This is a genomic window from Paenibacillus sp. FSL R5-0473 (genome assembly GCF_038004565.1).
Taxonomy (GTDB): Bacteria; Bacillota; Bacilli; order Paenibacillales; family Paenibacillaceae; genus Paenibacillus; species Paenibacillus amylolyticus.
Genome location: NZ_JBBORL010000001.1, coordinates 3,478,001 through 3,494,138 on the forward strand (window position 1 = coordinate 3,478,001; position 16,138 = coordinate 3,494,138).

Genomic DNA, 16,138 nt, shown 5'->3' on the forward strand with positions numbered 1-16,138 from the left:
TGTCGAAATTCCGATTTTTGTAAAATATTTTCAGTGTTTAAACAGGTTTATACAACAAAAAAAGATGCTGTTAGAACAGCACCTTTCGACATTTTATATAAGAGTAAAAAAATGGAATCGTTTCTTTCCTGGCAAACCAGGCAGAGGTTCACTAAGGTTCACTACATAATTGGCACCTGTTTATTGCTGGCTACCATAAGCGTGAGTCTCCTGCCCTTTAACGCCCGGTCTGATGACAAAAAGTGAGCCCGCATCCGGTGTCTCTTTTAAACGTTCTTCCTTAATCCCTATACGTGCTGTTGTAATGTATAACTCTTCGAGATCCGGTCCACCAAAACAGCAGGATGTTACCTGATCTGCCGGCACCTCGATCTGTTGCAACAATTCTGATGTATGCGGGTTCCAACGAGTGACTCTTCCTCCGCCCCAGTGCGCAACCCACAGCATGCCCTCACCATCAACCGTCATCCCATCCGGAAAACCGAATTCCTCCGGTATGTGAATGATACTTGTCCGATTTTGTATCGTACCTGCCGTCAGATCAAAATCAAACCGGTCAATAGAACGTGTCGGGGTATCAATGTAATACATGGTCTGCCGATCCGGACTCCAGCCCAGACCGTTGGATGTAGACACACCTTGTACCATTGTGCGAACGGGTTGCCCTTGCTCCAAACAATACAATGATCCGGCTTTGCTCTCATTATTCATGCTCATCGTGCCTGCCCAGAAGCGACCCTTCGCATCACATTTTCCATCATTAAAACGATTGGTATCCTTATCTTGTTCAGGGTCTTCAATAGCCTGCAGCTCACCCGTAAGCAAGTGATACGTATGGAATCCACTGCGTAAAGCAACCACAACTTCGTCACCACGATAGGGAACAACAGCCCCGACATGTTCACCGACATCATAAGCCTGATCCTGCCCTGTAGCTGGATCATACACATGCACCTTGAAGCTTTCAATATCTACCCACAACAATCGATTGTTCTCCGCATCCCAGCTTGGACCTTCCCCCAGTAATGCCGGGGTTTGTAGTGCTACAGTTACGTCGCTCATGCCCTCACGTCCTTATTCAGATTTGACGCCGCCTGACCATTCGAATCCGATGGCATCCAAGAATGCTTTGGACAATACCATATGGCCCGTTGCATCCGGATGTACCCGGTCATAAGTCAGCACAGACGTATAGAAATGATCCCAAAATGGAGCAAATGCAGCCTGTGTATCCACATACACCGCATCATACTCACTCGCTACCCTGCGTACCGCTTCTCCGTAGATATCCATCGTTGCCCGCATCGGGTCTTCCGGATTGGCCTCAAGATAATAAGGCGTCATTAGTACCAGACCTTTCAGGTTGGGACGAACCGAAGCCACCAGTTCACGCAATGTGGATTCGTATTCTTCAAGAAACACATGAGAGTCTGTTGACAATGGATTGTCGAACTGACGCCATACATCATTAATGCCGATCATGATCGTCAGCCAGTCCGGTTTAAGGTCAAGCACATCACGATCCCAACGCTGTTTCAGATCACGAATCGTATTTCCACCATTACCCACATTCTGGACACGCAACATCAATTCCGGATAGATGGACCGCAAGAGGGCATAGACTTGCGCTACGTAACCATGGCCCAGACCTGAACTGCCTTCGCCTACAGGATGTTCCCGACCACAATCTGTAATCGAATCCCCGATAAACAGAAGCTTGTCATTTTTTTGAAATTTCATCGTCATTTTCTCCTTCGCTCCAAGGCGCTAATATACGGATTACTCGATTGGTTAGGACCGTTCACTTGCTATCAGCCAAAAAAATTACCAGCCTTGATTCTTGAGCCATGTGAGACACAGATCTGACCATACCCGAACCGCGTGGTTGTCCTCAGCCAATCCAAGTCCATGTGAGCCTTTCTCAAAAACGTGCAAGTCATAGGGGATGCCATGCGCACCCAATGCAAGTGCGTAACGCAAGCTATTCTCTACAGGCACTGCCTGGTCATCGCTGGTATGCCAGATGAACGCTTCAGGAGCATCCGCTCTTACCTGTTGCTCCGCACTGAAAGCCTTGATCTGCTCGGCAGAGGCGTCCGACCCAAGCAAATTCTCACGGGAACCGGCATGTCCATAGGACTCCATCGTAATGACCGGATAACAGAGAATAACTCGGTCCGGGCGTGAACTCTGGCGTTCGATGAGGTCCTCATGATCCGGTTGTCCCTCGTCATACAGCGTTCCCAGTGTTGCTGTGAGATGTCCGCCTGCGGAGAAACCAAGTACTGCAATCTTGGCAGGGTTGATGCCATACTGCTCAGCATGAGCACGAACATAACGTATGGCACGCTGACCATCTGTTATCGGTGCAGGATGCTGGTGAGGCGCCACCCGATAATTCAGGACAAATGCACTTATACCTGCACGGTTCAACAATTCCGCTATTGGAGCACCTTCATGATCAGCCAAAAATCCATAGCCGCCCCCTGGACATACAATGACAGCGCTCTCGGAACCGGGCTGAATAAATGGAATCAAATGTGGCATCTCGTCTTCATGACCCTGGGCTGCATAAGGTGCAGCATGATCCCATAAGGGTATAGTTGTTGTCATCTTCAATCATCCTCTCCAAGTAGAACGGATACATGGGTCCGTTTAAACGTTTTCGAATCTCAGGAATCGATACCATCATAACGGTAATGACCCTAACGCATCAATACCTTCCTGGCATCACTTTTTGATCATTTGGGTACATGTTAGTACAAATTACGGAACTGTTCAGGAGTCACCCCCTCAATCCTGCGAAAAGTTGCTACAAAATGGCTTGCATCTCGAAACCCTACCCTAACTGCAGTCTCCCTAATCGTCAGGGCGGTATCCCCGGTCATGATTTCCTTGGCTTTGCGAATGCGCAGCAAAATGAAATAACTGTAGGCTGTCATGCCAAAGGACTGTTTGAACAAGGTGTTCAGATGTCTGGATGAGATCCCCGTGACGTCAGCCATATGTTCGAGACCAATCTCAGGATTCGCATAATGCTGTTCCATGAATGCAATGAGCGGAGCGAGTCTCTCCACGGCATGAGAGATCGAAGACCGATTGCCGGTCATGCCATGTTTTTTGAGCAAAATCAGAAATCGATATATATCCGCTGACGCCTCGAGTCCCGACAAATCCTGATCACTTCTGATCGAATCCAGCACTTCCTGGCCGTAATCATTGAACGGACTGCTCTGCTCCCACTGATGCAACGCTGCTTCACCCAAACTAAGTGACTCCAAGATTGCCGGACACTGGGAACCGCCAAATGTAATATAGAATGTCTCCCACTCTCCTTGGGCGCGCACATATTCATGCGGTTCATTTGGCGGCAGCAAAATACCTGATGCTTCCCCCAGTACGACCGTGGACCCGGCAAACTTGAATTCTCCGGCTCCCTTTACTGTCTGAAGCCAATGGTAACAGGGATACCCCACAGGTCTGGACACCTTCTCCTGATTGCCGTTATAACCTAGGCTCTCAATATAAAGGGGCAACGGCTGATCACGTGATGTCATGAAATATCGTTGATGTCGGGGGGAGATAAACATGGGATGCCTCCTTGGGTACAAGCTGAAATACACTTCCTTATTCTTATATGAGTCATTACTTTTATTATATTTTAAAAGTCATATGTATCATATAGTATAGGATTATTCTTATACAAGAGGTGAACACATTGATTAGTAACAAACTGCCCAAAATGTTCTACGGGGGCGATTATAACCCGGAACAGTGGGATCACGAAACCCACCTTGAAGACCTGCGCATGTTCCAATTGGCAGGCATTGATATTGCCACAATCAACGTATTTTCATGGGCACTGATTCAGCCTGATGAAGTTACTTACCGTTTTGAAGAACTCGACCAACTGATTAATCGTTTACATGAAAACGGTGTCTATATATGCCTTGCAACAAGCACTGCTGCCCATCCGGCCTGGATGGCGAAGAAATATCCAGACGTGCTTCGTGTAGATGCCGATGGACGCAAACGCAAATTCGGTGGGCGCCATAATTCCTGTCCCAACAGCCCGACCTATCGCAAATACGCTGAGAAGATTGCGGATAAACTGGCCGAACGATACAAGGATCACCCCGCGGTTCTCGTATGGCACATCTCCAATGAATATGGCGGTGAGTGCTACTGTGACAACTGTGAGAAAGCGTTCCGCGTGTATCTGAAAGAACGCTATCAGACTCTGGAACAGGTCAACAAAGCATGGAATACGAATTTCTGGGGGCATACCTTCTACGATTGGGACGAGATTGTATTACCGAGTAACCTGAGCGAACATTGGGGTAACAACAATTCAACGTTCCAGGGAATCTCGCTGGACTACTCTCGCTTCAACTCCGACAGCATGCTGGATTGTTATCTGTTGGAATACGATGCAATCAAAAAACATATTCCGGACTCCGTCGTTACTACCAATCTGATGGGATTCTTCAAGCAATTGGACTATTTCAAATGGGCAAAATATTTGGATATTGTCTCCTGGGACAGTTATCCTGGTCTCGCCACTCCTGTCAGCTTCACGGCAATGGCTCATGACCTTATGCGCGGACTGAAGGATGGTCAACCGTTCATGCTGATGGAGCAAACACCAAGTCAGCAGAACTGGCAGCCATATAACTCACTGAAACGTCCAGGTGTCATGCGTCTGTGGAGTTATCAATCTGTTGCGCACGGAGCCGATACCATCATGTTCTTCCAGCTTCGTCGCTCCATCGGTGCCTGTGAGAAGTATCATGGTGCAGTTATTGAGCATGCTGGGCATGAGAATACACGTGTATTCCGCGAAGTCGCTGAGCTGGGCAAGGAATTGCAGATCCTTGGTGATACCACGCTGGATGCATCTGTTGAATCCAAAGTAGCGATTGTGTTCGACTGGGATAACTGGTGGGCCATCGAAAAATCAAGCGGACCTACGGTTGCCCTGAACTATGTGGATCAGATCCATAAATACTACGCAGCCTTCTTCCGCCGCAACATACAAGTAGATATCATCAGTGTGGATACGGATATGAGCAAATACGACATTGTCCTTGCCCCTGTTCTTTACATGGTTAAACCAGGATTTGCCGCCAAACTGGAGAAGTATGTTGAAGCAGGTGGAACATTCCTGACGACCTTCTTCAGCGGCATTGTTAACGAGAACGATCTCGTGACCACAGGTGGATATCCGGGAGAACTTCGTAAACTGCTCGGAATCTGGGTGGAAGAGATTGATGCCCTGCTGCCTGAGCAAAAGAACCGCATTGTCCTCAAAGAAACCTACGGTGATCTTCAAGGAGAGTATGGCTGCGGCATGCTGTGTGACCTGCTGCACAGTGAAGGAGCCGAAGTCATCGCGGAGTATGGAGACGACTTTTATAAAGGCATGCCTGTTGTGACACGTAATACCTTTGGTCAAGGTGAAGCCTGGTACGTTGCATCCGACCCGGATGAGCGCTTCCTTGATGGTTTGCTGGGACAGCTTGCAGCAGCCAAGAACGTAGAATCCTTGCTTGAGACACCAGAAGGTGTTGAAGTAAGCGCACGAACCAAAGACGGCAGACCCTACCTGTTTGTCATGAACCATAACGCAACCACACAATCCTATGATCTGGGAACAACTAAGGCACATGATCTGCTCACCAATCGTGAGCTTTCGGGAAGTGTTGAGATTGAAGCCCGTGGAGTGCAATTGCTCGAAATGAAATAAGCGATTTCGCTTAATTGAAATCATTCGGAATAATATAATGTGATAGAAATTCCCGCGATACAAAGTGTCACATATTCATTCCTTTTATACTTGTTATTGTCTTCAGCGAGGATATTGGTATAGATTTCAGACCTTTATCGTCTTCTGTAAGCCAAAAGCTGCTACTTCCCGTATCCGTCTACACCGGATACGGGTTTTTGGCATGATCTGTGGTCTTTTTGATAGAAGGAAATATCAGTATGCAAAGCGAATTGGACGAGAAACACATTTTAACAAAGCCTGCCGGAACATGCTTGTGAATCTTGATGCTGATCCATTATAAAATAATGAACAGTTGAAAAATTGGTGACACTCATGATGTCACTTATTCGTTGTTACAATAGAAATATAACTACGACATCACTTTCCGGCGGCGCAGATCGAAACGGAGTGGCTGACATGAACAGAACAAATCGGCTTGCTGCCATTGTAATGGCATTACAGCATGGTCACGAAACGGCACACTCATTAGGTGAGAAATTTGAGGTTTCCCGTCGCACGATTCTTCGGGATATTCAATCCCTCTCCGAGATGAATGTGCCCATTATTGCCATTTCCGGTCCGGGAGGCGGTTTCAGTCTTATGGAGGGTTACGTATTACCCCCATTACAGCTGGACCCGGTAGAAGCAGCGACGCTCTTATTCGCTCTTGAAGGTCTAAGTCGCTACGCCGACACACCCTTTCATGAGAAACGCTGGACCCTGATGAACAAAGTTAAGGCTATCATTCCGGATGATATTATGTCGCGAATTGATCCCATGCTCAAACAACTGCATCATCATATTCCAGACCGCAATTACATTCTTCCTCATCTGGACGCACTGCTGGCATGTATACCCGAACACGGGTGGCTTAGTGTGCTGTATCGCTCCGCATCACGTCAGCGTTGGTTGCATATCTGTCCCACACGGGTATATGCTTCCTCTGGCTTCTGGTACTGTGAAGCATATTCCCTCGAACATGTTGAACAACGTCTGTTCCGGGTTGACCGAATTATCGAAGTCAAAGCGATCGAACCACAGGATGCACAGATGCTTAATGAACAGGCAGAGCAACAGCAGAGTAAGCCGATCCCTCCAGAACAGCCGCCAACCCTGGTTAAGGTACAACTGAGTTATCGGGGAATGATTGAAGCTGAACAGGACGAGCATATTGGTGAAAAGATGACTGAAATTGCCCCGGATCTCTGGGAATTATCATTCCTTTGTCCACCAGGGGAATGGGACTGGGCCGTACGATTCTTTTACCGATTAGGACGTGAAGCCGAAGTGATTGAACCTCTCCAACTTCGCAGTGAGATTCGTCAGCATGCCGAGGAAGTGAGCCGGAGATACCTTGCTTCAACCAAGTCGTAGCTTGACTACACACAAAAAGGAGCCTACTGATATCATGACATATGAAACCGTTATAACGTACGAAGAAGCAGTACAGCGTATCCAGTCTATAGGGCTGCTGCCTCTGGCACCACTATTTGCCGATTATCCTTCTCTGTCATCGTTAACCCCCAAAGAACATTGGCACAAGGATGATGAATTCGATCCTTGGTTATGGCGTTCACGCCTGGCTGAAGAGGGCATTGCTGCATATGGAAAATTTATCAAAAAGAAAGCGCTTCTTGTCTCATCTGAATACTTCCCTTGGGTACACCGACTGCTTGCCGATTCCAGAACTATCAAGGAACAGTATGAAGCGGGTCTACTCTCCCGTGAAGCGTTCAAACTTCATGCGTTAGTTGCAGAACAAGAAGGCATCGATGGACGTGCCTTGCGATCACAAGCCGGTTTCGGGGCAAAAGAGGACAAAAAAACATTTGACCGTGGACTTCTGGACCTTCAGGGCTGTGCAGCCATTGTGATCAGTGGCACCAAAGAAAAAGAAGGGCTCGCAGAAGGCAAAGTCGCCTGGAACAGCTCCGCATACGAGACTGCTGGTCACTGGATGGAACGTCACGGCATTAAGCCATATGAAGGCAGCATAGAAGAGGCACGTGAACTATTGATTGTGCAACTACAACAACATGCTTCACCTGCAGCATTATCAAGCATCTCCAAAGTGCTTGGCATCCATGGAATCTAAATAAAGCCAATCCCGGTTGTAGTGCAAATTTCAACCGGAATTGGCTGTGGTTCACCCTATAATGTAACCCAGACGATCAACAGCCCCCATCGACAATGGATTTAGAGAATTACGCCATCCTTGAATATGGCAATCTCCCGGAATCCATGCTGCTCACTAAGTGTGTGTGACCGTCCTGAAGCAATGTCAATCAGCTGGCTGAACAGCTGCACTTTCACCTCATCCATCGTCTGCCCCTCCAACAGCTGGCCTGCGTTGAAGTCAATCCAGTGTTTTTTGCGATTCGCCAGATCGGATTGGGTCGCAATCTTAACGGTAGGTACCGGACCTCCGAAGGGAGTCCCCCGCCCTGTTGTGAAGAGCACAATATGTGCACCCGCCGCAGACAGTGCCGTTACAGATACCAGGTCATTACCCGGTGCTTCTACAATGTTCAGACCGGTTTGAGTTACACGTTTGCCATAACGTAGAACGTCGACTACGGAAGAACGTCCTCCCTTTTGCGTACATCCAAGTGACTTTTCCTCTAGCGTTGTGATGCCACCAGCCTTATTCCCAGGTGAAGGATTCTCATAGATGTTCTGGCCATGGTTCACAAAATATTGCTTGAAGCCGTTCACGAGGTCCACCAAATCGTGAAACACCTGCTCATTGGCAGCCCGGTTCATTAAGATCGTCTCCGCACCAAACATCTCCGGAACTTCCGTCAGAATAGCCGTACCCCCGGCAGCAACCAGCATATCAGCAACTGCACCGACCAGTGGATTGGCTGTAATGCCAGATAAACCATCGGAACCGCCACACTTCAAACCAATTTTGAGTTTACTGAGCGGAAGCGGCTGCCGTTGTTCATGTTCAGCGATCTCCACAAGTTCTTCCATCAGTCGAAGCCCTTCCTCAAGCTCGTCATCCGTTTCCTGTGCTTTGAGAAACCGTACTTTGCCGCGGTATTCCGGAGCAATACACTCACGGAATTCATCGACCTGATTGTTCTCACAGCCCAGACCGATGACGAGCACGCCTCCTGCATTCGGATGCTCCACCAAGGAGGCCAGCAACTGCTGTGTATACTTCAGATCATCACCAAGCTGTGAACACCCGAATGGATGCGGAAAGTGAAATACACCATCTACCCGGCTTCCAAACTGGGACTGCCCCATACGTGCCAAAGCTTCACACACTTTATTGATACATCCAACCGTATTCACAATCCAGATCTCATTACGAATACCTGCGTCACCATTGGGGCGCAAATATCCATCAAATGAGCGCAGATGTTCCGGAGGCATGTCCGTCTGAACCTGCGCGCCCGGCTGATACTCATATTCAAGCAATCCGTGCAGACCCGTCTTCAGGTTGTGACTATGAATCCAGCTTCCCTGCTCAATCTGCTCTTGGGCAATCCCGATGGAGAAACCATACTTCATCACATCATCACCTGGTGCCAGCGTATGCACAGCAATCTTATGCCCCTTCGGCACGTCATCGAGCAATGTAAAGGAAACACCGTCTGGCAATGTAATACGTTCTCCTTTGGCATAATCCCGAAGCGCTATAATGACATCATCCTGTGGTTGAATGGCAATCCAGTCATTGATTGTACTTGTTGTGTTCATTTCCCTTCACCTTCCAACAATCCGATTTCACGAACAAGTGCTGCACGCAGCCCTTCTCTTGCATCCAGATTTTCGCCCCAGATCAGGGTATCCGACAACACAGCCGCTACTCGGTTATCCAGTTGCTTCTGATTCCTGTTAAGCGTGTCATAACCTTCCCAGTGTGCAGCCAAAGCAGCCAGGACATCCGGGTCATCCCGCAGCAAAATGTCGTCCCCATTCAGTCGTTGTGCCTTGTAACCTTCTGGCGTATTTACCGGACGGTAGAGACACAATAATCCAGCAAACCCTTGAATTAAACGTTCTGGCCACCTTCCCTGATTTTGCTCGTAAGACAAAAGTGTAGGCAACACACGAACCTTGAATTTACCAATCGTATTCAAAGCAATATCTTGCAATTTGTGATCAATATACGGGTTAAGGAACCGTTCGAACACTTCTTCCGCATACTGGTCCAGCTGATGATCGGGCATATCCAGAGCAGGGACGATCTCCTGATGTACCGCTTCCCTGATCCATGTGCCAAAATGTGGATCTTCCATCGTTTCTCTCACATGTTGCTTGCCTTGTAGAATGCCGAGGGATGACATTAAGGTATGTGCCCCATTCAAAATACGAACCTTGCGTACCTGAAAAGGCTTCAGATCTTTCACCCAATGTACATTGAGTCCTGCCTGTTTGAGTGGAAGTTTTTTGTCCAATGATTCATCACCCTGAATGGCCCAGAAATGATATGGCTCTGCCGTATTAATCAACTGGTCCTCATACCCCCAGCGATTCGTCAGGGAATCGGCTTCCTCCTGGGTCGGCGCACCTGTTACGATTCGATCTACCAGATTATTCAAGAAGTGATTATGGTTCTCGATCCATGAACGGAAGCCATCCGAATACCCATAATCCTCACTATGACGGAGGACACAACTGCGCAGCACATCCCCATTGCCTTCAAGCAGCTCGCATGGCAGATGAATCAAACCTCTGGATGGATCACCATCAAATTTCAAATATCGCTGATGCAGGAAAACTGTTAATTTCCCCGGAAATGATTGGACGGGTTCACCCTCGATATAGTCCGCATACGTATATTTCAATCCTGATTCGGTTGTATTGGAAATAACGAACTCAAGTGAAGGCAGTTCCGCCAAGTTCAGAAAGGCATCCCATTCCTCATACGGATTGATACACTGTGAGAAAATGGAGATCAACTCTGTCCGCTCAACCGGCTTCCCTTGAGACAGCCCTCGTGTAATCATCGTATATAATCCATCCTGATCACGAATCTGCTCCAGCTTGGCTTTGCCTCCCGGTCGTGGTTGGGTAACAGCTACACTTCCATGGAATTTGCCTTGTCTGGCACTCTCATGAAGCATCCAGTCTGCAAATCCCCGCAAGAAATTACCTTCTCCAATCTGCAAAACCTTCACGGGACGCTCCATAATCTCCTTGCACTTGCGCTGACCATCGCTCCCCAGTAAATTCAGCTTCAACCTTGGCCGTTTCGTGCTTGCCGACATGGACACTCACCTCATCGATTATTTGTACTGTCGGAATGCAGCTCGAAGGCTCTGCACCCTTTTATTGTAAACGCTTTAAATTCATTGTATCATCAATAAAAGGAAATTAAATTGCTTATATTGCGGTAAATATACTCTCTCATGACCAGGTATAACATCTCGTTGAAGACGATCGTCTGGAAAGGAGTCTTTATGGAACGTTCACCTGTTCGTACGACTATTCAAGCAGAATCCGGTATTCCGTTCCGCCTGGTGTACAGCGATACCAAATCCCCTCAGAACGAATTGCCAGATCACCTTCACGACTGGCATGAAATTATCTATGTATATCGGGGTCAGGGAAGCATCTTTATTGATACGGGACTTGAGAATATGCAAGAAGGAGATCTGTTCATCATTCCTGGCAGCACGGTTCATCGAGCCTTGCCGGATGCAGGCAATCCTGTCACATCTTCCGCATTGTTCTTCAGCCCGGGATTGCTGGCATCCACCGCCGGAGGTGCTGCTTCTTCTTTGCTAAGCCTGTTTGAACGTTGTCGTAAACAACGTGTGTATAAGAGGCATCTGAACACAGAGGAGCAATCACAGGTGGCTGCCCTCATTGATGATATTCAGACCGAATTCCAGCTCGGTCATCATCTAAGCGCACATGCGGCCCTGTTAAGGCTGCAACTGTTACTCATTTTTCTGGAACGTCTGGAAGCTGCAGGACCTGCGAATCCGGGTAAATCCGCTCCAGGTCCCTCATGGCTCTCTTCTACGATCTCTCATATTGACGATAACCTTCGGAATGGCCTGTCCCTCCCTGAACTGGCGCAGCACGCCTCTGTATCCCCTGCCCATTTCAGTCGTGCCTTCAAACGATACACGGGAATGACTCTAACGGATTACGCATTAGCACGAAGGGTCATTATGGCGAAAGAGCATCTGGTGCAAGGTGATGAGACGATGGCAGCCGTTGCTGATGCTTGCGGGTTCGACAGCCTGCCCCATTTTTACCGTCAATTCAAAAAATTAACCGGTACAACGCCCGCAGCATACCGCAGAACCATGAACAGTTCTCGTTAAAATAGAACCCGACTGGAACATAGGTGCCTGGGTCTAATCATATATATCCACATATTCTTCCATATGGAAGATGTGGTATGATAATCTGGATTATTACTTGTCGGAAACATTGCATTCCGTTGTCAGAGGAGCTTAGCATTCCATGTTAAACGAATTGAATCGCAGGAATATTGGTATCTTCGCCCATGTGGATGCGGGGAAAACAACCACCACCGAGCATATGTTATTTGAGAGTGGTGTCGTCCGCAGTCCGGGACGTGTAGATGACGGAACAACAGCCACAGACTCCCTGGACATTGAGAAAGAACGTGGCATATCCGTTCAGGCAGCCATGACCTCTCTGATCTGGAAGAACACCATCATTGACCTCATTGATACGCCTGGTCACATTGATTTTAGCTCCGAAGTAGAGCGAACGCTACGGGTAATGGATGGCGCTATTCTCATTCTGTCGGCAGTAGAAGGCATTCAGTCCCAGAGTGAAGCCATCTGGCATGCCCTTCGTTCACTTCGCATCCCAACCATCATTTATATTAATAAAATGGATCGGATTGGCGCGTCTGCCCCAGCGGTAATGGAGCAGATTCGTTCCACCCTGTCCCCTTTCGCATGCGAAATCCAAACGTATCAGTTCCACGAAGATTCATTTCATGGCATCGACTCGCTATGGAACCCGAATCAAGATTCTCTGTCAGATGGCACACCTTCCATTCCAGGTCTGGTCGAGATACTTGCCGAGCTGGACGAAAAGGTCATGGAAGCCTACATCCAGGAGACTCCGTTATCACAAAGGGATCTGAATGAAGCATTCCTGCGGTATGTGCATCAGGGTGAGATGTTCCCTGTGTGTTATGGGGCTTCCGGCAAAGGAATTGGCGTCACGGCATTGCTGGACACGGTCCTTGCATTTCTGCCTCCACCTGCACAACCAGTGGACTCTCCCGTATCCGGTGTTGTGTTCAAAATTGAACGTGACCGTACGATGGGCCGCACGGCATACGTCCGTATGTATGGTGGCAGCTTACACAATCGGGATACCATCCATAATTCGACGCGGGAGCTTGAAGAGAAAGTGACGCAGATTCGCCGTATGGATGGACGGAAATGGGCGGATACCGGTGCCGTTCACGCGGGGCAGATTGCTGCGCTGTATGGACTGAGTGACACACATGTGGGTGACATTATCGGCAATCCTGAAGGTGTACCTCCTCTGCCACAGATGGCTGTGCCTTTGCTGACCGTACAAGTACATGGCAAGGACCCGGCACGTTACCCCGATCTTGTCGCAGCATTGCAAGAGTTGACGGATGAAGACCCCTTACTCGACCTGCAATGGTTGCCGGAGGAACGAGAACTGCATCTCAAGGTCATGGGAACCATTCAGCTTGAGATTTTATCCAGCCTGTTGCTGAGTCGTTTCGGATTGGATGTCGTGTTTGATCCGCCATCCGTCATCTATAAGGAGACACCACGTACAGCCGGAGATGGTTACATCGCTTATACGATGCCTAAGCCCTGCTGGGCCATCCTTCGCTTCAAGATTGAACCTTTGCCTCGCGGAAGCGGTCTGATCTATGCCTCAACCGTAAGGACAGAAGATCTGCTGTTACGTTATCAGAATGAAGTTGAACGACGAATTCCGGAAGCCTTGTCTCAAGGTATGCTCGGTTGGGAAGTAACCGATCTGCGCATCACGCTGGTGGAAGGGGAACATCATGTCTGGCATACACATCCGCTGGATTTTGTTGTAGCCACGCCTATGGGAATCATGGATGGATTGTCGAGAACAGGTACCACGTTGCTGGAACCCCTTCTTCAGTTCCGGCTGACGGTCCCGGAGGAATACGGCGGTAAGGCCCTTAGTGATCTGGTACATATGCGGGCAACCTTCGAAGCCCCCGTCATTGGTAGCGGACGTTGTATTATTGAAGGAGTTATGCCTCTTGCCACCTCAATGGATTATCCGGTGAAACTGCGTTCCGAGACAAGCGGCCGCGGAGTGCTTACGACTTCGTTTGCCGGATACCAAGATTGTTCTGCGGATGTGAATCATACGCGCAAACGCAGAGGAGTTAACCCGCTGGATCAATCGAAATATATTTTAAGTGTACGAAACGCGATTACATCATAAATGGAGTTGAATCTGTGCTTATTAAATTTCTTATCTTTGGCCTTTTATGGCGGATTGTAGGTAATCCGTTCATTGCCATCCTCATTTTACTCGTTATACTGTATTTCCTGGATCGTCGTTACGTTGGGGTGTTCCCAAGCTTCACGAAACCTCTCAAACGTATGCGTAACATCTCCCGGCTTCGGCAACAGCTTGCCATGAGTCCCAATGAAGTTTCCTCCAAGCTGGAACTGGCTCGCCTGTTAATTGAGCGCAAGCGTTACAGCGAGGCACATGCGTTATTGCTTGAACTGGAACGCCCATACGAGCAATCGGCTGAGTACTGGGAGGCATTAGGGACGACTGAGCTTCATCTGGGTAACATCGAAAAAGGCGAACGTCATATTTTGCAAGCCCTCGAGATCAACCCCAGAGTTAAGTACGGACGCCCGTACCTAACCCTTGCTGGAGCTTTCAAAGATACGCATGAGGACAAAGCGCTGGATTATGTGCATCAGTTTCAGGAGATTCATTCCTCTTCCAGTGAAGCTTATTATCTGCTCGGCTCGGTTCACCGTTCCCTCGGACGCAATTCAGACGCGAAGCAGGCTTACGAGCAATCGTTAAACGTTTATCGTTCGTTGCCCAAATACAAAAAACGTCAGGAGCGCCGCTGGGCTGTCCGCAGTTGGTTCCGCAAACGTGGATTGTAATGTCATTCGCTATACGCTGTAATCTTCATATATCACTTTTCTAACCAATAAAAGTGCACTGATCTCTGCCCTCGTATGAGCAGTACCAGTGCACTTTATTCTTAATAACGATATTAATACACCAATATCTCACGCAGTCGTTCTTCATGAAGACGCATCCAGTCGATCCGCTGTTTGAGCTTCACAATCTGCTCCACAGCCACTTCCGGCTCATCTGTACCCTCGAACATCCGACTGATGAAATGCATGACCACATCCAGACTACGCAGTAAAATCAATCGAGGTATAGCCAGCAACTCTTCCGGTTTCAGGCTGACCTGTTCCCGAAATCCCCTGATCAGTCCCTCCTGTGCCTGCCACATCCAATCTTCACTCTTGTCCATGGTAAGGAAGTCAGACATCGGAACAGCCAGCTCCATTACCCGCAAATCCCATGTCGCAAATTCAAAATCCAAAATGGCACAGATTTCACCATCCTGCTGATCTACCAATACATTCGAGGCATTCACGTCCCCATGAACCAATTGATGCGGCAGATATTCCATACCCCGCAGGGCTTCAAACAGATCTGGCAGCGCCTCTCTCAGTTGCTTCAACTCATTTGCACATGCGGCCAATTGCTCCGGCGGCGATGTGCATAGCTGTAATAATCGTTCTGGTGAACAGAGCGGATACGCATCCTGAATTCGATAGTATGGTGGATACACAGGTTCAAGTGGTATATCCAGCGTAGCCATAACAGAAGACAGGGCCCCCGCCGCTTTACCGAGCCCTATCAAATGATCTGGTGTGTGCCAGATGGGATTGACGCCTTCCCTATAATGAAACAGAGTCACTATTTTGGTATGACCAGTGAGGGTATCTTTTACAGGAAGGAATGTACCTCCCTCACCAGATAACCGCCTTACAGGTGAAGGTGTATCAAGCTTAAAGTTCGAACGTTGAAGGGCTGCCAGCACCTCGTGTTCAAAGGTGATTTTCATCGGATCATTATGTGTTTCATATTGTCTCATGACGTAATTAGTCCCGTCTACATGGAGCATGTAAGTAGAATTATTCATCCCACCCTTTCCACGCTCGCCTTTCCAGTCCGATGTGAAACCATATAAGGCCAACACTTCGGATATACGCTGCTGCTCTGAAGGATGGAGGGAACCGGAATCGATGTTTTGCACCAAAAATTAACCCCTTTATCTCACAAAATGGAACTGTCTTTTATTTATCTTAAAGGAAGTCCATCGCTTGGTCTAGTTCT

13 protein-coding genes are annotated in these 16,138 nt (G+C 48.3%); 6 read left to right on the forward strand and 7 right to left on the reverse strand.

Annotated elements, in window-relative coordinates:
* Positions 1 to 180 precede the first annotated feature (180 nt).
* The 4 genes from MKY28_RS15120 to MKY28_RS15135 all read right to left on the reverse strand — a co-directional run bounded on the left by MKY28_RS15120 (position 181) and on the right by MKY28_RS15135 (position 3,590).
* Positions 181 to 1,062: an SMP-30/gluconolactonase/LRE family protein gene (locus tag MKY28_RS15120; RefSeq protein WP_340936305.1), complete on the reverse strand. Its 882-nt coding sequence runs from the start codon at positions 1,060 to 1,062 to the stop codon at positions 181 to 183.
* A 12-nt stretch (positions 1,063 to 1,074) separates the two neighbouring features.
* On the reverse strand, positions 1,075 to 1,740 hold the full coding sequence (locus tag MKY28_RS15125; protein WP_036609492.1) for an SGNH/GDSL hydrolase family protein: 666 nt from the start codon (positions 1,738 to 1,740) through the stop codon (positions 1,075 to 1,077).
* An 84-nt stretch (positions 1,741 to 1,824) separates the two neighbouring features.
* The gene (locus MKY28_RS15130; protein WP_036609494.1) at positions 1,825 to 2,613 is read right to left on the reverse strand and encodes an alpha/beta hydrolase; all 789 of its coding nucleotides are present in this window, start codon (positions 2,611 to 2,613) and stop codon (positions 1,825 to 1,827) included.
* A 143-nt stretch (positions 2,614 to 2,756) separates the two neighbouring features.
* A complete protein-coding gene (locus MKY28_RS15135) occupies positions 2,757 to 3,590 on the reverse strand; it encodes an AraC family transcriptional regulator (protein ID WP_101313423.1) in 834 nt (277 codons plus the stop codon).
* Between the two features lie 128 nt (positions 3,591 to 3,718).
* Here MKY28_RS15135 and MKY28_RS15140 point away from each other — a divergent pair, with 128 nt between their 5' ends.
* The 3 genes from MKY28_RS15140 (at position 3,719) to MKY28_RS15150 (ending at position 7,862) form a co-directional block, all read left to right on the forward strand.
* Positions 3,719 to 5,746, forward strand: coding sequence for a beta-galactosidase (locus MKY28_RS15140; RefSeq protein ID WP_340936306.1), 2,028 nt, complete (start codon positions 3,719 to 3,721; stop codon positions 5,744 to 5,746).
* Positions 5,747 to 6,184: 438 nt separating this feature from the next.
* Entirely contained in the window at positions 6,185 to 7,141 is a 957-nt protein-coding gene (locus MKY28_RS15145; protein ID WP_047842441.1) for a helix-turn-helix transcriptional regulator, read from the forward strand.
* A 34-nt stretch (positions 7,142 to 7,175) separates the two neighbouring features.
* Positions 7,176 to 7,862, forward strand: coding sequence for an AlkZ-related protein (locus MKY28_RS15150; RefSeq protein WP_340936307.1), 687 nt, complete (start codon positions 7,176 to 7,178; stop codon positions 7,860 to 7,862).
* Positions 7,863 to 7,963: 101 nt separating this feature from the next.
* Here the strand turns inward: MKY28_RS15150 and MKY28_RS15155 are convergent, their stop codons facing one another.
* The gene (locus MKY28_RS15155) at positions 7,964 to 9,478 is read right to left on the reverse strand and encodes a UxaA family hydrolase (protein ID WP_340936308.1); all 1,515 of its coding nucleotides are present in this window, start codon (positions 9,476 to 9,478) and stop codon (positions 7,964 to 7,966) included.
* Complete coding sequence (locus MKY28_RS15160; RefSeq protein WP_340936309.1) at positions 9,475 to 10,992, reverse strand: tagaturonate reductase; 1,518 nt, start codon at positions 10,990 to 10,992, stop codon at positions 9,475 to 9,477. Before MKY28_RS15160 ends, MKY28_RS15155 begins: the two co-directional genes overlap by 4 nt.
* A 141-nt stretch (positions 10,993 to 11,133) precedes the next feature.
* Here MKY28_RS15160 and MKY28_RS15165 point away from each other — a divergent pair, with 141 nt between their 5' ends.
* From MKY28_RS15165 to MKY28_RS15175, 3 genes are all read left to right on the forward strand, one after another.
* Positions 11,134 to 12,060 carry a helix-turn-helix domain-containing protein gene (locus tag MKY28_RS15165; RefSeq protein ID WP_083669770.1) on the forward strand — a complete coding sequence of 309 codons (927 nt, stop codon included), beginning with the start codon at positions 11,134 to 11,136 and terminating at the stop codon, positions 12,058 to 12,060.
* A 142-nt stretch (positions 12,061 to 12,202) separates the two neighbouring features.
* Entirely contained in the window at positions 12,203 to 14,191 is a 1,989-nt protein-coding gene (locus MKY28_RS15170; RefSeq protein ID WP_340936311.1) for a translation factor GTPase family protein, read from the forward strand.
* A gap of 14 nt (positions 14,192 to 14,205) precedes the next feature.
* On the forward strand, positions 14,206 to 14,883 hold the full coding sequence (locus MKY28_RS15175) for a tetratricopeptide repeat protein (protein WP_076326845.1): 678 nt from the start codon (positions 14,206 to 14,208) through the stop codon (positions 14,881 to 14,883).
* Between the two features lie 113 nt (positions 14,884 to 14,996).
* Here the strand turns inward: MKY28_RS15175 and MKY28_RS15180 are convergent, their stop codons facing one another.
* Positions 14,997 to 16,058 carry a phosphotransferase gene (locus MKY28_RS15180; RefSeq protein ID WP_340936312.1) on the reverse strand — a complete coding sequence of 354 codons (1,062 nt, stop codon included), beginning with the start codon at positions 16,056 to 16,058 and terminating at the stop codon, positions 14,997 to 14,999.
* Positions 16,059 to 16,138: the final 80 nt, after the last annotated feature.